The 20214-nt window shown below is 68.7% G+C and carries 19 protein-coding genes; 7 read left to right on the forward strand and 12 right to left on the reverse strand.

Annotation, left to right across the window (positions count from 1 at the left end; all coding sequences use genetic code 11):
• Positions 1-39 precede the first annotated feature (39 nt).
• Positions 40-858: a PhzF family phenazine biosynthesis protein gene (locus IBX18_RS20635; protein ID WP_107655178.1), complete on the forward strand. Its 819-nt coding sequence runs from the start codon at positions 40-42 to the stop codon at positions 856-858.
• Positions 859-1220: 362 nt separating this feature from the next.
• Here IBX18_RS20635 and IBX18_RS20640 read toward each other — a convergent pair whose 3' ends face one another.
• From IBX18_RS20640 to lspA, 3 genes are read right to left on the reverse strand one after another with little or no spacing between them, the layout of a single operon-like run.
• A complete protein-coding gene (locus tag IBX18_RS20640; RefSeq protein WP_194835222.1) occupies positions 1221-1889 on the reverse strand; it encodes a hypothetical protein in 669 nt (222 codons plus the stop codon).
• Positions 1882-2808, reverse strand: a complete 927-nt coding sequence (locus IBX18_RS20645) for an RluA family pseudouridine synthase (RefSeq protein ID WP_107655180.1) — start codon at positions 2806-2808, stop codon at positions 1882-1884. Before IBX18_RS20645 ends, IBX18_RS20640 begins: the two co-directional genes overlap by 8 nt.
• The gene (gene lspA / locus IBX18_RS20650; protein ID WP_194835223.1) at positions 2805-3431 is read right to left on the reverse strand and encodes a signal peptidase II; all 627 of its coding nucleotides are present in this window, start codon (positions 3429-3431) and stop codon (positions 2805-2807) included. Before lspA ends, IBX18_RS20645 begins: the two co-directional genes overlap by 4 nt.
• A 76-nt stretch (positions 3432-3507) precedes the next feature.
• Here lspA and IBX18_RS20655 point away from each other — a divergent pair, with 76 nt between their 5' ends.
• The 3 genes from IBX18_RS20655 to IBX18_RS20665 all read left to right on the forward strand — a co-directional run bounded on the left by IBX18_RS20655 (position 3508) and on the right by IBX18_RS20665 (position 5717).
• Positions 3508-4461: a hypothetical protein gene (locus IBX18_RS20655; RefSeq protein ID WP_107655182.1), complete on the forward strand. Its 954-nt coding sequence runs from the start codon at positions 3508-3510 to the stop codon at positions 4459-4461.
• Positions 4449-5174, forward strand: coding sequence for a hypothetical protein (locus IBX18_RS20660; protein ID WP_306796339.1), 726 nt, complete (start codon positions 4449-4451; stop codon positions 5172-5174). The genes IBX18_RS20655 and IBX18_RS20660 overlap by 13 nt, the downstream gene beginning before the upstream one ends.
• Before the next feature lie 81 nt (positions 5175-5255).
• Positions 5256-5717, forward strand: a complete 462-nt coding sequence (locus tag IBX18_RS20665) for a VOC family protein (RefSeq protein ID WP_147138847.1) — start codon at positions 5256-5258, stop codon at positions 5715-5717.
• Here the strand turns inward: IBX18_RS20665 and IBX18_RS20670 are convergent.
• A complete protein-coding gene (locus IBX18_RS20670; protein WP_194835224.1) occupies positions 5714-6145 on the reverse strand; it encodes a Rieske (2Fe-2S) protein in 432 nt (143 codons plus the stop codon). The genes IBX18_RS20665 and IBX18_RS20670 overlap by 4 nt on opposite strands.
• Before the next feature lie 289 nt (positions 6146-6434).
• Positions 6435-9848 (reverse strand): BTAD domain-containing putative transcriptional regulator, encoded by a 3414-nt coding sequence (locus IBX18_RS20675; RefSeq protein ID WP_228541442.1) that lies wholly within the window; start codon positions 9846-9848, stop codon positions 6435-6437.
• A gap of 114 nt (positions 9849-9962) precedes the next feature.
• On the opposite strand from IBX18_RS20675, the gene IBX18_RS20680 reads away from it, so the two are divergent.
• From IBX18_RS20680 to IBX18_RS20690, 3 genes are read left to right on the forward strand one after another with little or no spacing between them, the layout of a single operon-like run.
• A complete protein-coding gene (locus IBX18_RS20680) occupies positions 9963-10862 on the forward strand; it encodes an alpha/beta fold hydrolase (protein WP_194835225.1) in 900 nt (299 codons plus the stop codon).
• On the forward strand, positions 10859-11443 hold the full coding sequence (locus tag IBX18_RS20685; protein WP_194835226.1) for an NADPH-dependent FMN reductase: 585 nt from the start codon (positions 10859-10861) through the stop codon (positions 11441-11443). Before IBX18_RS20680 ends, IBX18_RS20685 begins: the two co-directional genes overlap by 4 nt.
• Before the next feature lie 47 nt (positions 11444-11490).
• Entirely contained in the window at positions 11491-11778 is a 288-nt protein-coding gene (locus IBX18_RS20690; RefSeq protein WP_194835475.1) for a type II toxin-antitoxin system Phd/YefM family antitoxin, read from the forward strand.
• Positions 11779-11916: 138 nt separating this feature from the next.
• Here the strand turns inward: IBX18_RS20690 and IBX18_RS20695 are convergent, their stop codons facing one another.
• The 7 genes from IBX18_RS20695 to IBX18_RS20725 all read right to left on the reverse strand — a co-directional run bounded on the left by IBX18_RS20695 (position 11917) and on the right by IBX18_RS20725 (position 20138).
• On the reverse strand, positions 11917-12888 hold the full coding sequence (locus IBX18_RS20695) for a PHB depolymerase family esterase (protein ID WP_194835227.1): 972 nt from the start codon (positions 12886-12888) through the stop codon (positions 11917-11919).
• A 76-nt stretch (positions 12889-12964) separates the two neighbouring features.
• Positions 12965-14908, reverse strand: a complete 1944-nt coding sequence (gene acs, locus IBX18_RS20700) for an acetate--CoA ligase (RefSeq protein WP_194835228.1) — start codon at positions 14906-14908, stop codon at positions 12965-12967.
• A gap of 51 nt (positions 14909-14959) precedes the next feature.
• Positions 14960-16540: a cation acetate symporter gene (locus IBX18_RS20705; RefSeq protein ID WP_194835476.1), complete on the reverse strand. Its 1581-nt coding sequence runs from the start codon at positions 16538-16540 to the stop codon at positions 14960-14962.
• 53 nt (positions 16541-16593) lie between these two features.
• Entirely contained in the window at positions 16594-16950 is a 357-nt protein-coding gene (locus IBX18_RS20710; protein WP_107655190.1) for a DUF485 domain-containing protein, read from the reverse strand.
• Positions 16951-17106: 156 nt separating this feature from the next.
• Positions 17107-18831 carry a cation acetate symporter gene (locus IBX18_RS20715; RefSeq protein ID WP_194835477.1) on the reverse strand — a complete coding sequence of 575 codons (1725 nt, stop codon included), beginning with the start codon at positions 18829-18831 and terminating at the stop codon, positions 17107-17109.
• 144 nt (positions 18832-18975) lie between these two features.
• Entirely contained in the window at positions 18976-19344 is a 369-nt protein-coding gene (locus IBX18_RS20720; protein ID WP_194835229.1) for a hypothetical protein, read from the reverse strand.
• Positions 19341-20138, reverse strand: a complete 798-nt coding sequence (locus IBX18_RS20725) for a LytTR family DNA-binding domain-containing protein (RefSeq protein ID WP_107655192.1) — start codon at positions 20136-20138, stop codon at positions 19341-19343. The genes IBX18_RS20720 and IBX18_RS20725 overlap by 4 nt, the downstream gene beginning before the upstream one ends.
• Positions 20139-20214 lie beyond the last annotated feature (76 nt).

Raw genomic sequence — 20214 nt, forward strand, 5'->3', positions numbered from 1 at the left:
GCGGGGCGATCATTCAGTGTTGGAGTACCTTCTCCGATTATGGAGGTACTGCTGCACCAGATCGACGCGTTCGCGGACGCACCGTTCTCGGGCAACCCAGCCGCGGTGATGCCGCTCTCGTCGTGGCTCCCGGATTCGTTGCTGCAACACCTGGCCGAGGAGAACAACCTCGCCGAAACCGCCTTCTACACCGCGGAGTTACCACCGGAGGCCGGTGCGCCGCCCGGGGATTGGCCCGCGTTTCACCTGCGCTGGTTCACCCCGGCGGTGGAGGTCGACATGTGCGGGCACGCCACCGTGGCCAGTGCCGCACAGATTTTGGAGGACATGCACCCGGGCGCGGACCGAGTGAGCTTCTTCACACGCAGCGGCTGGCTGCACGTGGACCGCACCGACGACGACGAATTCGTGCTCGACCTGCCCGCGGTGCCCGCCACCGAGGTGACCCCCGATGTGGTGCTGGTCGCCGCGCTCGGCGTACACGCGGTGCGCGCCTACACCGGCACCGATGTGGTCATCGTGGTGGGCAGCGAACAGGAAGTCCGCGACGCCGCACCGATTTTCACCGCCTTCCCGCCGTTGCCGCGGGGCGCGATCGTCACCGCGCGCGGCGAGAGCGCCGACTTCGTCTCGCGCTTCTTCGCCCCGGGCGTCGGCGTGCCGGAGGATCCGGTCACCGGATCGGCGCACGCCCAACTGGTTCCGCTGTGGGCCCGTGAACTCGGCCGCACCGAACTCACCGCCCGCCAGCTCTCCCGGCGCGGCGGCAGCCTGCGCTGCGAGCTCGTCGGTGACCGGGTGCTGCTCGTCGGCCGGTGCCGCCGCTACCTGGACGGCGTTGTGCAGCTGCCGGACTGACCCCGAACCCCGCGACTCGCACGTGCCGCCACCGGGTCGCACGTGCCGACCTGGTGCCACCGAAATGTGTTCGCGCCGTTGCCGAGTCGCGCTTCGTCACCGCGGCGCACACGAATCACTGTGCGGCGCGGTGATGTCCGGCCTCCGCCGGGATGGAGCGGGGATGAGTCATCCCGGCGGAGGTCGGTTCCGCGCGGTCAGGTCCGCAGCGGGTGCCTGTCACGATCGGATCCCGAATCATGCGCTCACCCTGCGCTCGCCGCCGGAAGGTGCTCGAATCCGCTCAGGCAGATACCGAATGCGGCAGGGCGGTGCGGCCGCCGCCCGGCCGTGGGTGCATGTGGCCGATCCTCCGGGCAGGGTTACTGGTCGGGCACTGGGCCGTCGTCAGGACCGGGCTGAACGACATCCACTTGGTCGGGAAGCAGCGGCACTACGCCGAATCGGTCGGCTACCGCGTCGGACGGCAGAGCCTGCACCGCGCGGATTCCGTTCTGCGCGGCGAGGTTTCGGAGACCGTCCAGTGGCCCGCGCAGGACGAGGCCGACGGTGCACGCGCAACCGGAACGGAGGCGAGCGGCGGCGAGCGCATTGATGCCGGCGGCACGCTGATCGGCGACAATGCGGGGGAGCAGCCAGGCCGCCGACTCGGCGGAGCTGACGGCCGCCTCGTCGCCTCGAGGGACCGGAACGGCGACCAACGGCGTCTGCACGCGGGGGATCGAAACCTGGTACAGCACTTGCGATATCCGCAGGCCGCCGCTGTGCCGTGGAATCTGTTTCGGCACCAGTGCTTCGGTGAACGAGACCAGCGCCCAGTGGTCGGCGGTGTCCGTGCCTGCCAGCGAAGCCCGCGCTCGGGCAAGGTAATCCGTGACCTGCTCACCCTGCTCGGGACCGAGCCGATCGGTGGATACACCATCCTTACGCGGCGGGTTCAGCACACCGAGCAGCACGATGAACACGACGAGAGCGACGGCCGCTGCCGCGAGGGCGAGCCGGCCCAGCGGCAGCGTCCGCCGGTCAGGCATTGCGCAGGACGTCCAAGGCGTGCTTCAGATCGTCGGGGTACTCGCTGGTGATCTCCAGCCAGCGACCGTCCGCCGGATGGTTGAAGCCGAGCGAACGGGCATGCAGCCATTGCCTTTCCAGGCCGAGGCGCTCGGCGAGGCGCGGGTCCGCGCCGTAGGTGAGGTCACCGCAGCATGGGTGCCGGATCGCGGAGAAATGCACCCGGATCTGGTGGGTGCGGCCGGTTTCCAGGTGGATGTCGAGCAGGCTCGCGGCCTGGAAGGCCTCGACCGTGTCGTAGTGCGTGATGCTCGGGCGCCCATCCGCGGTCACCGCGAACTTCCAGTCGTTGCCGCGGGCCCGCCCGATCGGGGCGTCGATGGTGCCGCTGCTCGGGTCCGGATGTCCCTGCACCAGTGCGTGATACCGCTTGGCCACGGTGCGCTGCTTGAACGCGCGCTTGAGCACCGTGTACGCGTGCTCGGACTGCGCGACCACCATCACGCCGGAGGTGCCGACGTCGAGCCGGTGCACGATGCCCTGCCGTTCGTGCGCGCCGGAGGTGGAGATGCGGTAACCGGCCGCGGCCAGTCCGCCGATCACCGTCGGCCCGCTCCAGCCGACGCCGGTGTGTGCCGCGACGCCGACCGGCTTGTCCACCGCGACGATGTCGTCGTCGGCGTAGAGGATCCGCATCCCCTCCACCGGCGCGACCTCGATCGAGAGCTCCCGCTTCGGTTCCGGGAAGATCACCTCGAGCCAGGCACCCGCGGCGAGCCGGTCGGATTTGCCCGCGGCGACGCCGTCGAGCTGCACGGAGCCTTCCTCGGCCAGCGCCGCGACGGCGGTCCGGGACAGGCCGAGCAGCCGGGACAGGCCCGCGTCGACCCGCATGCCGTCGAGCCCGTCGGGAACGGGCATGGTCCGTGTTTCCCTCATGCAGTATTTCCTTCGCTGGTCTTGTTCGCGGTGGCATCGGCGGCGGCGGTGTCGGGCTCGTCGCGCCCGGTGCGCGTGCCGTTCGGCTCGAAACCGAACACGGTCAACACCACCAGCAGGATCGCGCCGCAGACGATCGACGAGTCCGCCACGTTGAACACCGGCCACCAGCCGATCGCGAGGAAATCGACCACATGCCCCTGCAACGGTCCCGGCGCCCGGAACAGCCGATCGACCAGATTGCCGAGCGCGCCGCCGAGCACCATGCCGAGCCCGATCGCCCACCACAGCGACCGCAGCGTGCGCCCGATACGCACCACGCCGATCACCACGGCCGTGGCGACCAAGGTCAGCAGCCAGGTCATGCCGGTCGCCATCGAGAAGGCTGCTCCGGGATTGCGCACCAGGCTCAGCCTGGCCCAGTCACCGATGAGATAGACCGGCTCGCCCGGCTTCAGGTTCGCCACGACGAGGCATTTGGTCAGCAGATCCAGGGCGAGCAGGATGACCGCGATGACGAGTAAGGTCCGCAACCGCTGGGGCGGAGTCGCTGGTGTCGCCTCCTCGGCGGTGTTCGCTGGGTTCTCCTCGGGCGGCGGGTCGTCACTCACACGCACCATCATCGCTCGAGCTACCCGACACCTTGTGCAGTGGTCACCCGCAAGACCCAGCTGACACTCAGGAACCGGTCGTACCCTGATGCTCGTGACGGTGTTGTCTTCCCCCCATATCCCGCGCTTCGCGCGGTCGGGTGTGTTGCTGATAGTGCTGGCGGTCGGCCTGACCGCGTTCGGAACCGGTTGCAGCGGAGGCGCTGAGTCGCGCTCGGAGCCGGAGAGCACCGAGCCCCTCGGTATCGGCAAAGAAGTGTCCGTGCCGATCCCGGCCGCGATCACCAATGTCGTCGCGCCGGGGGCCGAGCCGCGCTCGTTGCTGCGGCGTGACTACCCGGCGGGCACCGTGCAGCGGGTGACGCTGCATACCTCGCACCGGATCGCACAGCAGATCAACGATCAACCCGCGCGCGACTTCTCCGCGCCCGCCCTGTCGATCCCGATGACCGCGCAGACCGACGCCGAGGGCATCGATCTCACGCTGGGCACCGTCACCACGCCGGATCCGGCGCTGGCCAAGGCGCTCACCAAGACCGGCGGTTCGCACGCCGGATTCGACCTCAGCGACCTCGGCGCGATCACCGCGCTGCGGCTCGAACCCTCGCCGGACACCTCCAACCCGGCGCGAGCCGCGCTGGAGCAAGCCTTCTATCAGGCGGTCTACCGCTCGATCGCGTTTCCCGATCAGCCGGTCGGCGAGGGCGCGGTCTGGACGGTGCGGCAGGAGATCAGCGGCGGGGTCACCCTCGACCAGGTCACCACCGCGACGCTGACCAAGCGCGACGGTGACCGGCTGACCATCGAGCTCGATGTCATCCAGCAGCCCAAGTCGGCGGTGTGGAACCTGCCCAACAACGCGGGCAAGCTCGACATCCAGGACTACGTCATGCAGGGCACCGGCACGATCACCGTCGATCTCGGACTGCCGCTGCCGGTCGCGGGCACCATCACCGTCGGTGGTCATCAGGGCTATCGCGACCCGCGCACCGAGAGTGTGTTGCAGCAGACGATCGATACGCAGGTGTCGTGGACCGAGTGACCCGCGGCTGCGGCCTGCTGCTCGCCGCCGCGACCACCGCGCTCGTCGCGGCGTGCGGATCGTCGAAGTCGGCCGCGCCCGAGACGCCGGACTTGCCGCCGCTGGGTCCGGTCACGGCCGCCGCGCCGGTGACCGGTGCGCCGATCACGGACGCCGACCGGCTGCGCGATCAGCTGCTGACCAGCAAGAATCTGCCGCCGAACTTCACTGCGCTGCCCGCCCGGGCCGAGGCGCCCGCCGGGGTGCAGGGCTCGCCGACCGAGCCGGCGGAATGCGCGCAGGTGCTCACCCCGCTGGGTGCGCAGCGACCGGGTGCGCTTGCTCAGGCGTCTACTCAATATGCGGGCCCGAATTTCTCCAGCATCGATATCGACGCGGCGAGTTTCCCGAATGCAACTCTCGCGTCCGCGTTTTCGGACGTGCAGGCGTTGTTGCGCCGGTGCGCCCACTATTCCGGTGCGGATGCCACGGATATAGCGGTGGATTACCGGATCGGTGGTTTTCCGTCGCCGCAGGGCGGTGACGCGGTCACCGCCTTTCAGGTGCGTACCAGCAGTGATGGGTTGACGCTGCATTCGGCGGTCGCGATCGTGCAGGTCGGCAGCACCTTGGCGCAGGTGGCGGTCACCGCGCCGGAACCCGTCGAGCCGGGGGTGCTCAGCGATCTCACCGCCGCCCAGGTGCGCAGGCTACAGGGTGTTTCGGGGCCTTGATCAGGGCGGATTCGCCATGGGGCACGGTGTCGCGGAGCTAGGCTCGACAGGTCCGACACACCGCCTCGATGGAGGTTTCTCATGTCTGATGTCAAGCCAGTGCCCGACGGCTACCCAGTGTTGTCGCCGGGCCTCGCGATCGACGGCGCCGCGGCCGCGATCGATTTCTACAAGCACGTTTTCGGCGCATCGGAGCGGATGCGCATGCCGGGGCCGGATGGCAAGGTCGCGCATTGCGAGCTGATGTTCGGTAATTCGCTCGTCATGATCGGCGACCCGTCCGAGGAAATGGATTTCCGGGACCCGAAGCAGGTCGGCGGCACGCCCGTCAATCTGCACGTCTACGTCGAGGACGCGGATGCCGCCTTCGGTGCCGCGATCGCGGCGGGCGCGCGGGAACTCAGCCCGATGGCCGACCAGTTCTACGGCGACCGCAGCGGTGCCTTCGAGGATCCGTGGGGCCACCGCTGGACCGTGGCCACGCACACCGAAGACGTCGCACCCGACGAGATGGATCGGCGGATGCGGGAGCTGTTCGGCTAGCCGGAAACTACCGAATCACCGACTACTCGAACGGGTTTCGCGGCCAGCGGCTTGACCGCGGGTCCGTTGGAGACCGAGCCGTCCAGGCGGTATCTGCTGCCGTGGCAGGTGCAGTTGATGGTGCCGCCGGATACCGAGGCGACCTTGCAGCCGGCATGCGTGCAGACCGAGGACAGGCCGACGAAGCTGCCTGCGCTCGGCTGGGTGACCACGGTGTCACCGACGATCACGCCACCGCCGACGGGGATGTCGGCGGTCTTGGCGAGTGTGTTGTCGGCGGACTGACCCGGGCCCGCCGGTGGGTCTTTCGGTGCGGGAGTGGCGTTTTCCTTGCCGGAGGTGGTGCATGCGGTCAGCGCTGCCGCCGCGACCACGGCACCTGCAGTGACTACGCAGCGGCGGGTGAAAGCCGATTCGTCGATGGACATGGTCGATCTCCTCGAGGTGCTGCCGTCGTCGGACGGCCGGAGCGATCCCCGAACTGTGGGCTGTGCCGCTCCTCGCCATGTCAACGGGATAGAGGACCCCACTGGTTCAATCGGGCAGGCGCGGCACTGGCCCGTCGTCGCGTTTGCGATGTCCGTGTCGGGCCGTGATCGGCGACGGCAGTGATCGCGGCGGAGTCGGACGTTGCGCAGCGGCCTGCGCGTCGGCGACCCGCTTGTCGCGGTGGACTGCGTCGTTGAGTCGGTCCAGCTTGCTTGTTCTAGGCCCGGGCTAGCTGTGTGCCGGTGCCACGGCGGCTTTCGCGGCCAGGGCGCGGGCAGCCTGGACGGTCAGTGCCGAGCCCGCGGTGAAGGCCGCGTCGAAGGCGGCTTCGCCGAGGGCAGCCCGGGTGGTCGCGGTGGGGCGGTCGATGTCCGGGCGCTCGGCGGGGAGGACGGGGATGCCGTTGTCCTCGCGCACGGTGTGGGCGGCACCGAGTAGCTGGGCGGCGATGTCGAATTCGCCGAGGGCCGCCGCAGCCGATCCGAGCGCGGCCAGTGCGAAGGTGGTGTCGCGCGGAGCCTCGATGCGCTGGGCACCGTTGAGCGCCATCAGGTGCATGGCGAGGGCGGCGGACGGGTCACCGTGCTGTTCGAGGAGGTAGCCGAGCTCGACCTGGAGCATGGGCACGAACAGCGGTGTCTCCTCGCCGTCGGCCGGGACGGTGGCGAGGATTTCTCGCAGAATGTGTTCGGCCACATCGGGTTTGCCGTTGCGGCGGGCGGTGTAGGCGATGACGACGGAGGCGAAGAGGCGACCGGGCGCGTAACCGTGTTCGGTGGCGACCCGCACGGCCTGCTCGGCGAGGACTTCGGCGCGATCGAACTCGGTGTGCTGCATGGCGATCCAGCCGAGCCAGCAGAGGTGGGTGCACACCTGACCCCACAGCTCCAGTTCCTGCGCCAAACCCAGTGCCTCGGTGTGGATGTCGGTCGCGCCGGAAAGGTCGCCGGTCAGTTCGGCGAGGCCGCCGAGCCACTCGGCGGCTTGCAATCTGCCCCAGCGGTCATCGATTTCGGCGAACAACCGGGCGGCGGCGCGGGCGTGCTGCTCGAGCGCGGTCAGGTCGGCGCGGCTGTGGGCGGCCTTGGCCAGGCAGACCTTTCCGAACGCGACGGCCCAGCGGTCGCCGAGCTGCTCGCAGACCGGAAGTGCCTGGTACACCAGGGCTTCCAGCTCGGGGATGTCGCCGGATTCGAGCGCGGAGAAGGCGAGGAACAGTTCGGCGCGTGCCCGGCCGGCCGGGTCGTCGACGGTGTCGTACATGGCCGCGATGTCGCGCCGCCTGGCCGCGCCGTCGGCGAATTCGCCCTGCTGGAAGGTGAACCCGACTCGCCAGGCGAGTGCGGATGCGCGCTGCCGTGCCGAACCGCCCAGCGCCAGCGCGGTGTCGAACCAGCGCCGGGCTTCGGTCAACCGCCCGCGCAGCAACCAATACCAAGCGAGTGCGCTGACGAGCCGCAAGGCCTCGTCCGCGGCACCGGCCCGAACGAATCCGGCCAGTGCCGCACGCAGATTCGCGGCCTCGGCATCCAATCGACGCAGCCACCGCTGCTGATCCGCGCCGTGCAACTCGGGCGCTGCCTGCTCGGCCAGCGTCAGGTAGTACCGATGGTGCGCCCGATGCACCGCATCGAATTCACCGGCCTCGGCCAGTCGATCGAGGCTGAACGCCGCGACCGACTCCAGCAGTCGATAACGCCGGCCCGTGGCCTGCACGAGCGACCGGTCCACCAGCCGGGCAACGACATCGGCGATGGTGGATTCGTCGAGCGGCGCATGGTCGGGTGCGGGCTGAGCGTGCAGGTCCGTGTCGGTACCCGCTGCATTGGAGCTCTGACGGGGAGAGAGTCCACTGCCTGGATTGCGGGCGCCGACTGTGTCGTCCTCGTCGGCACCCGCCGCATCGGAGCTCTGCCCGGCGGAAAGTCCACTGCCCGGATTGCCGACGCCGACTGTGTCATCCTCGACCAACCCTGTGGCGCAAACAATTTCGGCAGCATCGAGCGTGCACCCACCCGCATGCACAGCCAACCGCCGCAACACCGCCTGCTCGGTCGCGTCGAGCAGCTCCCAACTCCAGTCGATCATCGCCGTGAGCGTCTGCTGTCGCGGCGGCGCACCACGGTGGCCGGTGGCGAGCAGCCGGAACCTGTCATCGAGGCGGGCGACCATCTCGTGGACGCCGAGCGCACGCACGCGGGTCGCGGCAAGTTCCAGCGCGAGCGGGATGCCGTCGAGTCTGCGGCACAGGGTCGCGATCGGTTCGGCGGTGTCGGCATCGAGCACGAAATCGCGGGCGCTCGCGCGGGCGCGGGCGACGAAAAGCTGTACCGCGCTGGTTTGTTCGAGATCGGCGACGTCGGCGTGCGAGGCGGGCACCGCGAGCGGCTCCACCGCGACGACGTCCTCGCCCGGCAGGCGCAGTTGCTCTTGGCTGGTGGCCAAGATGTGCAGGTTCGGCGCCGCGCCGAGCAGCAGTTCTGCGAGATCGGCGGCGTGCTCCACCACGTGTTCGCAGTTGTCCAGCACCAGCAGTAGTTCCTGCTCGGCAAGCACCTCGCACAGCAGCTCGACCGGGTCGGCGCCGTCGCTTGCGCGGATGCCGAGTACCTGGGAGACCGCGTCGACGAGGAAGGTCGCGCCGTCGGCCGCGGTCGGCTGCAGTGGCGCCAACTCGACCAGCCAAGTGCCGTGCGGGAATCGGTCGGTGAGCGCGGCTGCGGCGGCGAGCGCGAGCCGGGTCTTGCCGACCCCGCCGGGGCCGGTCAGCGTGACGAGCCGGGTGTCGGCGACGACGCGGCGCAGCTCGGTGAGGTCCGTCGCACGGCCGATGAGCTCCGTGCGCTGGGCGGGGATATTGGAACTGCGCCGCCGCAGCACCGTTTCCGGTCGTGGCGCGGCGAGTTCGAGGTCTTGGCCGAGGATCGAGCGTTGCAGCGCAACCAATTCCGGGCTGGGGTCGAGACCGAGCTCGTCGGCCAGTTGTCTGCGCAGATCCTCGTAGCTGTCGAGTGCCTCGGCCTGTCGTCCCGCACCGTACAGCGCTCGGAGCTGCGCGCCGCGAAGCCGTTCGCGCAGTGGATGTTCGGTGACGATGGTGGCGAGATCGCTGGCGACGTCGCGGTATTCGCCCAGCGACAGGCGCGTCTCGGCCAGCTCTTCCACCGCGACGAGCCGTTGCTCCTCCAGTTGCGCGATGGCGGGCTGCGCGAAGGCGGCGTCGCGGAAGTCCGCGAACGCTGGTCCGCGCCACAGCCCGAGCGCCTCGCTCAGTGCCTCGGCTCTCGCCTTCGGCTCGGCGGTCTCGCGGGCGGTCGCCACCAGCGTGCGGAAGCGCAGCGCGTCGAGATCGGTGCAGGCGAGCCGGTAGCCGGGCGGCGGCGAGACCACCAGGAGGCGGCCGCCGGGTTCGGCGTCCTCCAGTGCCCGGCGCAGCTGGGAGGCCTTGGCGGCCAGGGTGCCCGCCGGATTGCCGGGCGGTTCATCGGCCCAGATGTCGTCGATGAGCCGGTCACCCGACACCGGTTGCCCGGCGTTGACCAGCAGGTCCGCCAGCAACGCGCGCACCTTGGTGCCGGGGATGGGCACGGGTGTGCCGGAATCCGTCCAGACCGTCAACGGACCGAGCACACCGAAACGCATACGAGGCAGCTTAGCGACGGCGTTGTCCAGCGGAATCACACCGTAAACAAACCGGAAGGTGGCCCCGTCAGAGTTGCTGACAACACGGAAACAACACACCGAAAAGAGCCCGCCATGAAACTCACCACCGTTTTCGCCGCCGCCCTCGCCGCGACCGCCCTGCTGACCGGCTGCGGCACCGCCGACGCCCCGGCCGAGGCCGCCAAGCCCGGCGCCTACGCCGATGTGCACGGTCTGCACATGTACTACGAGGTGCACGGCACCCCTACCGAGCAGCCGCCGCTGGTGCTGCTGCACGGCGCGCTGTCCGGCATCGGCACCGACTTCGGCCAGCTCATCCCGGAACTGTCCAAGACTCGCCAGGTCATCGCCGTCGAACAGCAGGCGCACGGCCGCACCGCCGATATCGACCGTCCGCTGCGCACACCGCAGATGGCCGAGGACACCGTGGCGCTGCTGCGCACACTCGGCGTCCAGCGCGCCGACATCCTCGGCTACAGCATGGGTGCCGGTGTCGCCCTGCAGATTTCGCTTACCCACCCCGAACTGGTGCGTAAGCAGATTCTCGCTGCGGGCGGTCTCGACGCAGGCGCGATGCACCCCGGTCTCCTGGAGGGGCTCGCCGAGCTGAAGCCCGAACAGCTGCACGGCTCGCCGTTCCACGACGACTACATGAAGAACGCGCCGCGCCCCGAAGACTTTCCGCGCCTGGTGGCCCGGGTGACCGAACACGATCAGAACGCCAGCCCGGTATTCGCGGCAGATGCGGTGCGCCAGAGCAAGGCCCCTACGCTGACGGTGATCGGTGACTCCGACATCATCCGGCCCGAGCACGCGGTCGAGATGTTCCGCTTGTTCGGCGGCGGCATCATGGGCGACAGCCCGGCCGGACTGCCGGACTCGCAGCTGGCCATCCTGCCCGGCACCTCGCACATCACCCTGGTGCACCGTCCCGAACTGCTGCTGCCGATGATCCCGGCCTTCCTCGACGCCCCCGTCAAGGCGACCCGATGACCGGCACCGGCCGGCTGCGGGTGGCGCTGATCGTCGGCAGCACCCGCGCCGGGCGGTTCGGGCCGACGGTGGCCGACTGGTTCGCCGGTCGGCTCCGCCGCCGCGACCTCGACCTGGACCGCATCGATCTCGCCGACGCCGGCCTGCCCGACCAACTCACCGGCCGTGACGAACCGGCCCCCGCCGCCGTGCGGGACCTCGGCGACCGGCTCGCCGCCGCCGACGCCTTCATCGTGGTCACCCCCGAATACAACCGCAGCTTCCCGGCGGCGGTGAAGAATGCCATCGACTGGTTCGACACCGAATGGGCCGCCAAACCCGTCACGGTCGTCGGCTACGGCAGCGACACCGACGGCGGCCACGCCGCCACCCAGCTCCGCCAGATCTTCGGCGAACTCAACGCAGTCCCCATCCGCCGCACCATCACCATCACCAAAACCTGGCAACGCTTCGCCGCCGACGGCACCTGGCCCCGCCGCGACCCCGAACTCGACGAAGCCGTCAACACCCTCCTGGACCAACTCCTCTGGTGGGCCACCGCCCTCCGCACCGCCCGCACCACAACCCCTTTCGTGCGATAGGGGAGCAACCAATCAGCAGGGACAACGCTGCGGTGGCATCCGCAGAAATGCGCCACTGCCACGACCGTCGCGAGCGCTACAGTCGTAGCGTGACAGCACTGTCAGCCCAAGACCTCCGCGATCACACCGCAGAGGTCTTGCGCCGCGTCGAAGCGGGTGAAGAGATCGAAGTCTGGCGGGACCACCGTCCAATAGCGAAGATCGTCCCCATGCCTCGGCGACGGCAATGGATTCCCGCCTCGGAGATAGTTCAGGAATTGGTTCGTCTCGGTCCTGACCCGACCGGCCTCGGCGGGAGTTGCCAGAAGCGTTGGACGACGGACGATCTGACGTAGCGGGGTCGGCGGCAGACCCGGCCCCCCTCAACGCTGTGGTGGCCGGGTCCGCCGTTAGGTGGGTTACCCCAAGCTGATTGGATCGGAAACCTCGGATTGTGCGGGGGATCTTGGTGGGGCGCTGGGGGTTTGGGAGTTTCAGCAGGTTTGGGCTGGTGGGGGCATGCGGTGGGCGAGGAGGAAACGCATGAGGTTGCGTTGGATTTCGATGCCGTGATCTTGCTGGAGCAGGCCTGCGCCGAGGGCGTGCTCGGCGAGCAGGGGTGTGGTGAATTGGGCCAGTTCGCAGCCGCGGGGGCTGGCGTAGTGCTCGACGGTGAGGGGGATCGGCAGGCCGGGGCCGAGGACGAGGACCTGGGTGCTGGTCGGTAGTGCGGGTGCGGAACCCGGGTCGGCGAGGTTGTCGGCCGCGAGCCATTGGGCGAGGTTGGTGCGCCCGATGACGATGTTGCTGATCTGGTCGAAGAGGGTCTGCAGGAAGAAGGTGGGCATCGGGCGGGCGCGGGGGCCCATCGCGTCGATGATCGCCTGCCCGTCGAGCTTGGTTCGATACGGTGCGCCCGCCATGGGGGCGATGGCCGCGTACAGGTCGGGGTAGGTGGCGCCGAGGTTGGTGACCGTCGCGCCGCCCGCGGAGTAGCCGCCGAGGTAGACGCGGGCGCGATCGAGCTGGAACTCCTCGATCAGCGCGGTGGTGATCCCGGCGATGATGGACGGTTCACCCTGATCGCGCTGCTGATTCTCGGCCTTGTCCCAGTTCCAGCACCGCTGCCGGTTCGCTGCTTGATCTTGCAGCGGATACGCGAGCACGAAACCCATCTCGTCGGCCACCCGGGTGAGCGAGAAGCCGGACGGCCGGGGGTGGGTGAGCGGATCGTCGCACCCGTGCAGATACACCATGAGCGGTTTGCCCGCGGCCACACCGGGCGGCACATGCAGGTAGTAGCAGCGGGTGCCCGCGTCGTTGGTGAAGCAGCGCCGATCGATCTGCGCCTGTGCCCCTGGCGCGCCGACCAGCAGACAGGCGGCGATCAACAGGAGGACGGCGGACAGGCGAAGCTCGGTGACTCGCACACCGAAAGCGTAACCGCTGGCCGCCTGATCAGGCATGACCTCGATTCCCTGAGCGACGGACCCGTCCCCTCATCGCCATTTCGGGTGGCCGGGTCCGTCGCGGGAGCGGGTGCTACCCGCGGGCGATAGCCTCGAAAACCTTGGGATCGACCAAGGTCGAGGTATCGCCCAGCTCACGCCCCTCGGCGATGTCGCGCAGCAGCCTGCGCATGATCTTGCCGCTGCGCGTTTTGGGCAGCTCAGGGACGAGATGGATTTCACGCGGTCGCGCAATGGGGCTGATCTCCTGCGACACCGCGCGTTTCAGCTCGGTGACCAGCGCGTCGCCGGTGTCCTTGCCCTCGGCGGTCAGGATGACGAAGGCGACGATGGCCTGACCGGTGGTCTCGTCGGTGGCACCGACGACCGCGGCCTCGGCGACGGCCGGGTGCCCCACGAGCGCGGATTCGACTTCGGCCGTGGAGATCCGGTGGCCGGACACGTTCATCACGTCGTCCACCCGGCCGAGCACCCAGAGGTCGCCGTCGGCGTCGAGCTTGGCCCCGTCACCGGCGAAATACCAACCGTCACCGGCGAATCGGTCCCAGTAGGTCGTCCGGAAACGCTCCATGTCGCCCCAGATACCACGCAGCATCGACGGCCACGGCTGGTCGAGCACCAGCAGTCCGGCGGCGCCGCGGCCGAGTTCGATGCCGTCGTCGTCGACCACCTTCGCCGAGATACCGGGCAGCGGTGCCATCGCCGCACCGGGCTTGGTCGTGGTGACGCCGGGCAGCGGCGAGATCATGATGGCGCCGGTCTCGGTCTGCCACCAGGTGTCCACGATCGGAGTCCGGTTGCCGCCGATGACTTCTCGGTACCAACGCCAGGCTTCGGGGTTGATCGGCTCGCCGACCGAGCCGAGCAGCCGGAGGCTGGACAGATTGTGCGCGTCGGGGATCTGGCGACCCCACTTCATGAAGGTCCGCACCAGGGTGGGCGCCGTGTAATAGATGCTGACGCCGTACTTTTCGATGATCTGGAAATGCCGGTGCTCGTCCGGCGAATTGGGCGTGCCCTCGTAGATCACCTGGGTGGCGCGGTTGGACAGTGGTCCGTAGACGATGTAGCTGTGTCCGGTGACCCAGCCGATGTCGGCGGTGCACCAGTAGACGTCTTGTCCTGCTTTGTGATCGAAGACGTTGTGGTGGGTGTAGGACGCCTGGGTGAGGTAGCCGCCGGAGGTGTGCAGGATGCCCTTGGGCTTTCCGGTGGTGCCCGAGGTGTAGAGGATGAACAGCGGGTGCTCGGCATCGAACGCCTGCGCCTCGTGCTCCGGCGAGGCATCGGTGACGGTGTCGTGCCACCACAGGTCGCGACCTTCGGTCCACGGCACCTCGATGTTGGTGCGGCGCACCACGAGAACGTGCTCGACGGTCGACGGCGCACCACTGAGCGCCTCGTCGACGGCCGCCTTGAGCGGTGCCGCCGTGCCGCGCCGCCATTGCCCATCGGTGGTGATCACCAGCCGTGCCCCGGCGTCGTCCACCCGCTGACGTAGCGCGGTGGGGGAGAAGCCGGCGAACACCACCGAATGGGTGAGACCGAGCCGGGCGCAGGCCAGCATCGACACGATGGCCTCGGGGACCATAGGCATGTAGATGGCGACCCGATCGCCCGCGCGCAGCCCCAACTCTGTCAAATAGTTTGCCGCCCTGCACACCTCGTCGCGGAGTTCGCCGTAGGTGATATCGCGTGAGTCGCCGGGCTCGCCTTCCCAGTGAATGGCGACCTGGTCACCGTGCCCGTCCAGCACGTGCCGGTCGACGCAGTTGTAAGCGACGTTGAGCTTGCCGCCGACAAACCACTGCGCGACCGGCGCGCCACTCCAGTCCAGAACCTGCGTCCACGGCTGTTCCCAGTACAGCCTGTGCGCCTGCTCGGCCCAGAATTCCAGCCGATCCGCTGCCGCGCGGTCGTAGAGGTCCGCATCGGCATTCGCCGTCGCAACGAAAGTTTCGCTGGGCGGGTAGGACACCGGTGTGGTGTCGCGGGCATCGGTGGTTGCGCTGGTCACGCGATATCTCCTAACGAGAGAGCAAGGGGGACAACGACTATCCGACAGGGGTCAGTGCACCACCGCCCTTTCGGCGCCGACGCCGGTGAGCGAGCGGACCTCCATCTCGGCGGCCTTGGCGGGGTTCTCGTCGGCCTTGCCGAGCAAGGTCCCGACGATGCCGAGCACGAAAGCCAGTGGGATGGAGACGATTCCGGGGTTGGACAGCGGGAAGTAGTCGAAATCGAAGTTGGACAGCATCGAGGTCTTGGTGCCCGACACCGCGGGGGAGAACACGATCAGCACGATGGTGGAGATCAAGCCGCCGTACATGCTGAACAGTGCGCCGGTGGTGTTGAACCGCTTCCAGAACAGCGAGTACAGGATGGTCGGCAGGTTCGCCGCCGCGGCCACCGCGAACGCCAGCGCCACCAGGAACGCGATGTTCTGGCCGTTGGCGAGGATGCCGAGGCCGATCGCGAGCACGCCGATCACTACGGCCGTAATCCGGGAGACCCGCACCTGCTTGTCGTCATCGATCTTGCCCTTCTTGATGACTCCGGCGTAGATGTCATGCGCGAACGAGGTCGCCGCGGTGATGGTGAGGCCCGCGACCACCGCGAGGATGGTGGCGAACGCGACCGCGGAGATGATGCCGAGCAGGATCACGCCACCGAGTTCGAACGCCAGCAGCGGCGCCGCGGAGTTTTGCCCGCCCGCCGCGGCCAGGATCCGGTCCGGGCCGACGATCGCCGCCGCACCGTAGCCGAGCACCAGGGTGAACAGGTAGAACGCGCCGATCAGACCGATCGCCCACACAACTGACCGGCGCGCCTCCTTCGCGGTCGGCACGGTGTAGAAGCGCATCAGCACGTGCGGGAGACCCGCGGTGCCGAGCACCAGCGCCAGACCGAGAGACAGGAAGTTGATCTTCGAGGTGGCGCTGCCGCCGTACTGCGCGCCGGGCGCGAGCACGTCACGGGCGGCCACACCCTTGTTCGTCGAGTCGGACACATGCTGCTGCGCCGAACCCAGGATGTCGGACAGGTTGAAGCCGAACTTGGCGAACACCATGACCGTCATCAGCCCGGCGCCCGCGATCAGCAGCACGGCCTTGATGATCTGCACCCAGGTGGTGCCCTTCATGCCACCGACCAGCACGTACACGATCATCAGCACGCCGACCACGGCGATCACGACGGCCTGGCCGGTCTTGTCGGAGATGTCGAGCAGCAGCGCGACCAGGCCACCGGCGCCTGCCATCTGCGCGAGCAGGTAGAACAGCGACACCGCGAGGGTGGTCAACGCCGCGGCGGTACGCACCGGACCCTGCTTGAGCCGGAAGCTCAGCACGTCGGCCATGGTGAATTTGCCGGTGTTCCTGAGCATTTCGGCGACCAGCAGCAGGGCGACGAGCCAGGCGACGAGGAACCCGATGGAGTACAGGAATCCGTCGTATCCGTACACCGCGATGGCGCCCGCGATACCGAGAAAGCTTGCGGCGGAAAGGTAGTCGCCCGCGATGGCGATGCCGTTCTGCGGTCCGGAGAAGCCGCGGCCGCCGGTGAAGAAGTCGGCGGCGGTGGCATTGCTGCGGCTGGCCCGGATGACGACGACCATGGTGATCGCGACGAAGACGCCGAAGATCGCCATGTTGGCGACCGGGTTGCCGATGGTGGCAGCGGCGGCGTAGGTGCTGACGTGATTCACGCGTGGCCCCCCTCGAGCTGGTTGCGGATGGCCGCCGCGCGCGGATCCAGTTCCCGGTTGGCGAACCGGACGTAGAGCGCGGTGATGGCGAAGGTGGAGACGAATTGCCCGAGGCCGAGCAGCAATCCGACGTTGATGTTGCCGAAGACCTTCGTCGCCATGAAGTCGTGCGCGTAGGCGCCGAGCAGCACATAGCTGAGGTACCACAGCAGGAACAGGGCGGTCATCGGAAATACGAAGCGGCGCAGTCGGTTTCGTAACTCTTGAAAGTCCGGGCTGGCTTGTACTTCGACGAATTCGTCTGCACTCGGCGTGCGCCGGGGGGCGCTGCCGTCGAGTTCTGTACTTGTCATGGTCGTCCTAGCTTGTGACATGGCTTACTTGTTCAGCACCGTAGCCAGGCCTTCATGAGGAAAGAATGATGTGGCCTGGGTCACTCCGGGAAGGCGGCCGATTGTGCGGTGAACGGTTGCTTCGATGCGACGAACGGTCGGGTCCGGTGCGCCGGCTCAGTTCGAGCGCAGGCTGCGTTCGCGGTCGGCGCCCATGCCGAGCCGTTCGGGGGCGTGCATGCGCACGAAGATGTGGCCGACCCGGCGCGGGCCCGGCCCGCGAGTCACCTTGCTGACCAGCATCATCGCCGCAAACGCCAGCGGGACGCTGATCGCCGCGGGATAGCCGAGCAGTGCGGCGGGCCAGCCGCCCGCCACCTCGTCGGACAGCCCGCCGGTCACCGAAACCACCGTCGCGCCACCGGCGGCCAGCCCGCCGGCGATCAGCCCGGCCGCCGCGCCCGCCGCGGTGAGGCCCCGCCACCAGATGCCGAGGACCAGCAGTGGGCACAGCGTCGAGGCGGCCACCGCGAACGCGAGACCGACCGTGCGGGACAGGTCCAGCGAGGCCACCGTGAGCGAAAGGGCAAGCGGCACAGCGCCTGCGACCACCGCGGCCGCGCGGAAGTCGCGGATCCGCCCGCGCAGCATGTCGGTACTGAGCACGCCCGCGATGCTCACCAGCAAGCCCGACGAGGTGGACAGGAACGCCGCGATCGCACCTGCTGCGACCAGCGCGGCCAGCAATTGTCCTGGCAGACCAGCGACTACCGAGCCCGGCAGTAGCACGACGGCGGCGTCGGAGGTGCCGGTGATCAGCAGCTGCGGCACGTACAGCCGCGCGAAAACCCCTAGCAGCACGGGGAATAGGTAGAACACGCCGACCAGCCCGATCACCGCCAGCGCGGTCGCTCGCGCGGCCCGTCCGTCCGGATTGGTGTAGAAGCGCACCAGCACGTGCGGCAAGCCCATGGTGCCCAGGAAGGTCGCGATGATCAGCGAATAGACCTGGTACGTCGGATGAGTGCCGCCGAAGCCGCCGCCCGGCTCCAGCCATTCGGCGCCGTTCGCGGGTGCACCGGCCACCACCGGCACCGCGGCTCCGGCCTCCAACACCAATTCGGTTCCCGCCGACAGTTTGTGCGCACCAGGGGCCAGCAGCACCTGACCGCCCACCGGGCGGTCGTCGAGTGTCCCGGTGATCGAAACCTGTTGTGGCGCAGCGACCTGCACCACCACGGCGGTGCGCACGTCGACCACCGTGCGCTCGGTGACCACCGGGGGAGCGGGCGCGCCGAGCTGCTGGTCCGCGGCGAAGAAATGGCCGAGCAGCACCAGCGCCGGAATCGCCACCGCGGTCAACTTCAACCAGTACTGGAACGCCTGCACCAGCGTGATCGACCGCATGCCGCCGCCCGCCACGTTCGCTATCACGATCGAGCCCACCGCCGCCGCGCCCACCCAGTCGGGCACGCCGAGCAACGTATGCAACGTCAACCCGGCGCCTTGGAACTGCGGAATCAGATACACCGCGCACACGAGCACCACCACGATCGCGGCCAGCCTGCGCAGTCGGACCGAGCCCAAACGGAATTCGGCGAAGTCGGGCACCGTGTAGGCACCTGACCGTCGCAAGGGTGCGGCGACGAACAGCAGCAGCGACAGGTATCCGGCGGTGAAACCCACCGGGTACCACAGCGCGTCCGCCCCGTACTTCGCGATCAGCCCGGCAACGCCGAGAAAGGAAGCGGCCGAGAGGTATTCACCGGAGATGGCCGCCGCGTTCCAGCCGGACCGGACGCTGCGGGAGGCGACGAGGAAGTCGGAGGTGGTGCGCGCCAAGCGAACCCCGTAGGCGCCGATCGCCACGGTGGCGAGGGCGGCGAAGATCAACGCCAGCATCGTCAGCACCGGCACAGAGCCCGCCGTCACCGCACCCCCGCCCCAGCCGCACACTTTTTGATTTGGCGCACACGGATTCGCATGCGATTCGGTATGCGGGAAATCGAAAGGTGTGCGGCTCCGTCTGCCGGATGGCTGCTCATGTCAGTCCTCGGCCAGGTCGAGGAAGTCCTGTTCGTTGCGTTCGGCGAGGCGGACGTACAACCGCCCGGCCAGGTATAGCAGCGGGTAGACCGCGACGCCGAGCAGCAGCCACGGCAGGCGCATGCCGAACACCACGGTCGAGCCGATCGAGCCGATCCCGAAAAACACAGGGAGCGCGCACAATACGACAACGATGACCAAGCCGAGCCGCAGCGCGAGCCCGAGCTGGGCCCGGATCAGGCCGCCGATCAGCGCCTCACCGATCTCGGTCTGCTCGGCCACCTCCACGCGGGTGCGCACACGTCGTGCGCCGCGCCGTTCGGACAGCACAACGCGCTGCCGGGTCGGCCGGTGCTGCGGTCCGGTCATTGGCCGGTCCACTGCTGCCGGGGGCCGTGCACCAGACGCTGTTTCAGCTCACGCACCTGCCGGCGGCTGACCGGCAGTTCCACCGCGCCGGCATTGCCGTCGGCGCGCAGGCACACGACCGTCCCGGTGCCGACCGTGCGCAAGCCGGTCACCAGGCGCAGCGCGACCAGGTAAGACCGGTGCACGCGGAGGAATCCCGCGTCCTGCCACCGGGACTCCAACGCGGACAACGGAATCCGTACCAGGTGCGAACCGGCGCTGGTGTGCAGGCGCGCGTAGTCGCCGTCCGCCTCCACCCAGCTGACGCTCGACCGGGGCACCAGCGTGGTCACGCCACCGAGCTCGACGGGGATGACCTCGCTCGGATCGGCCCTGGGTTCGTCGGCGACGGGCGCCGGGGTGCCTCGGGTGGCGGCGATCCGGCGCACCGCTTCGGCGAGCCGTTCCTCGCGCAACGGTTTGAGCAGGTAGTCGACGGCACCGAGATCGAAGGCGGCCACCGCCCGGTCGTCGTGCGCGGTCACGAAGACGACCGCGGGCGGATTCGCGAACTCCGACAGGATGCCGGCCAGCTCCATACCGTCCAGGCCGGGCATGTTGATATCCAGGAACACCGCGTCGACCGCGTGTGCGCGCAGCATCCGCAGCGCGGTGGTCGCGTCGGCCGCGTGATGGATCTCGCCGACACCAGGCTGGGCGCGCAGCAGATACACCAGCTCGTCCAGAGCAGGCTTTTCGTCGTCGACGGCCAGCACGCGCAAGGTACCGGCCCCTTTATCAGTGGTCCGGGTCACAACCGCTCCATCGTAAGCAATCGGTTCCGACGCTCGGCCCGATCCCCACCCGCCGGTGCGGAGGTGTCGTCGGTGC

Source organism: Nocardia sp. XZ_19_369 (assembly GCF_015355715.1).
Taxonomy (GTDB): Bacteria; Actinomycetota; Actinomycetes; order Mycobacteriales; family Mycobacteriaceae; genus Nocardia.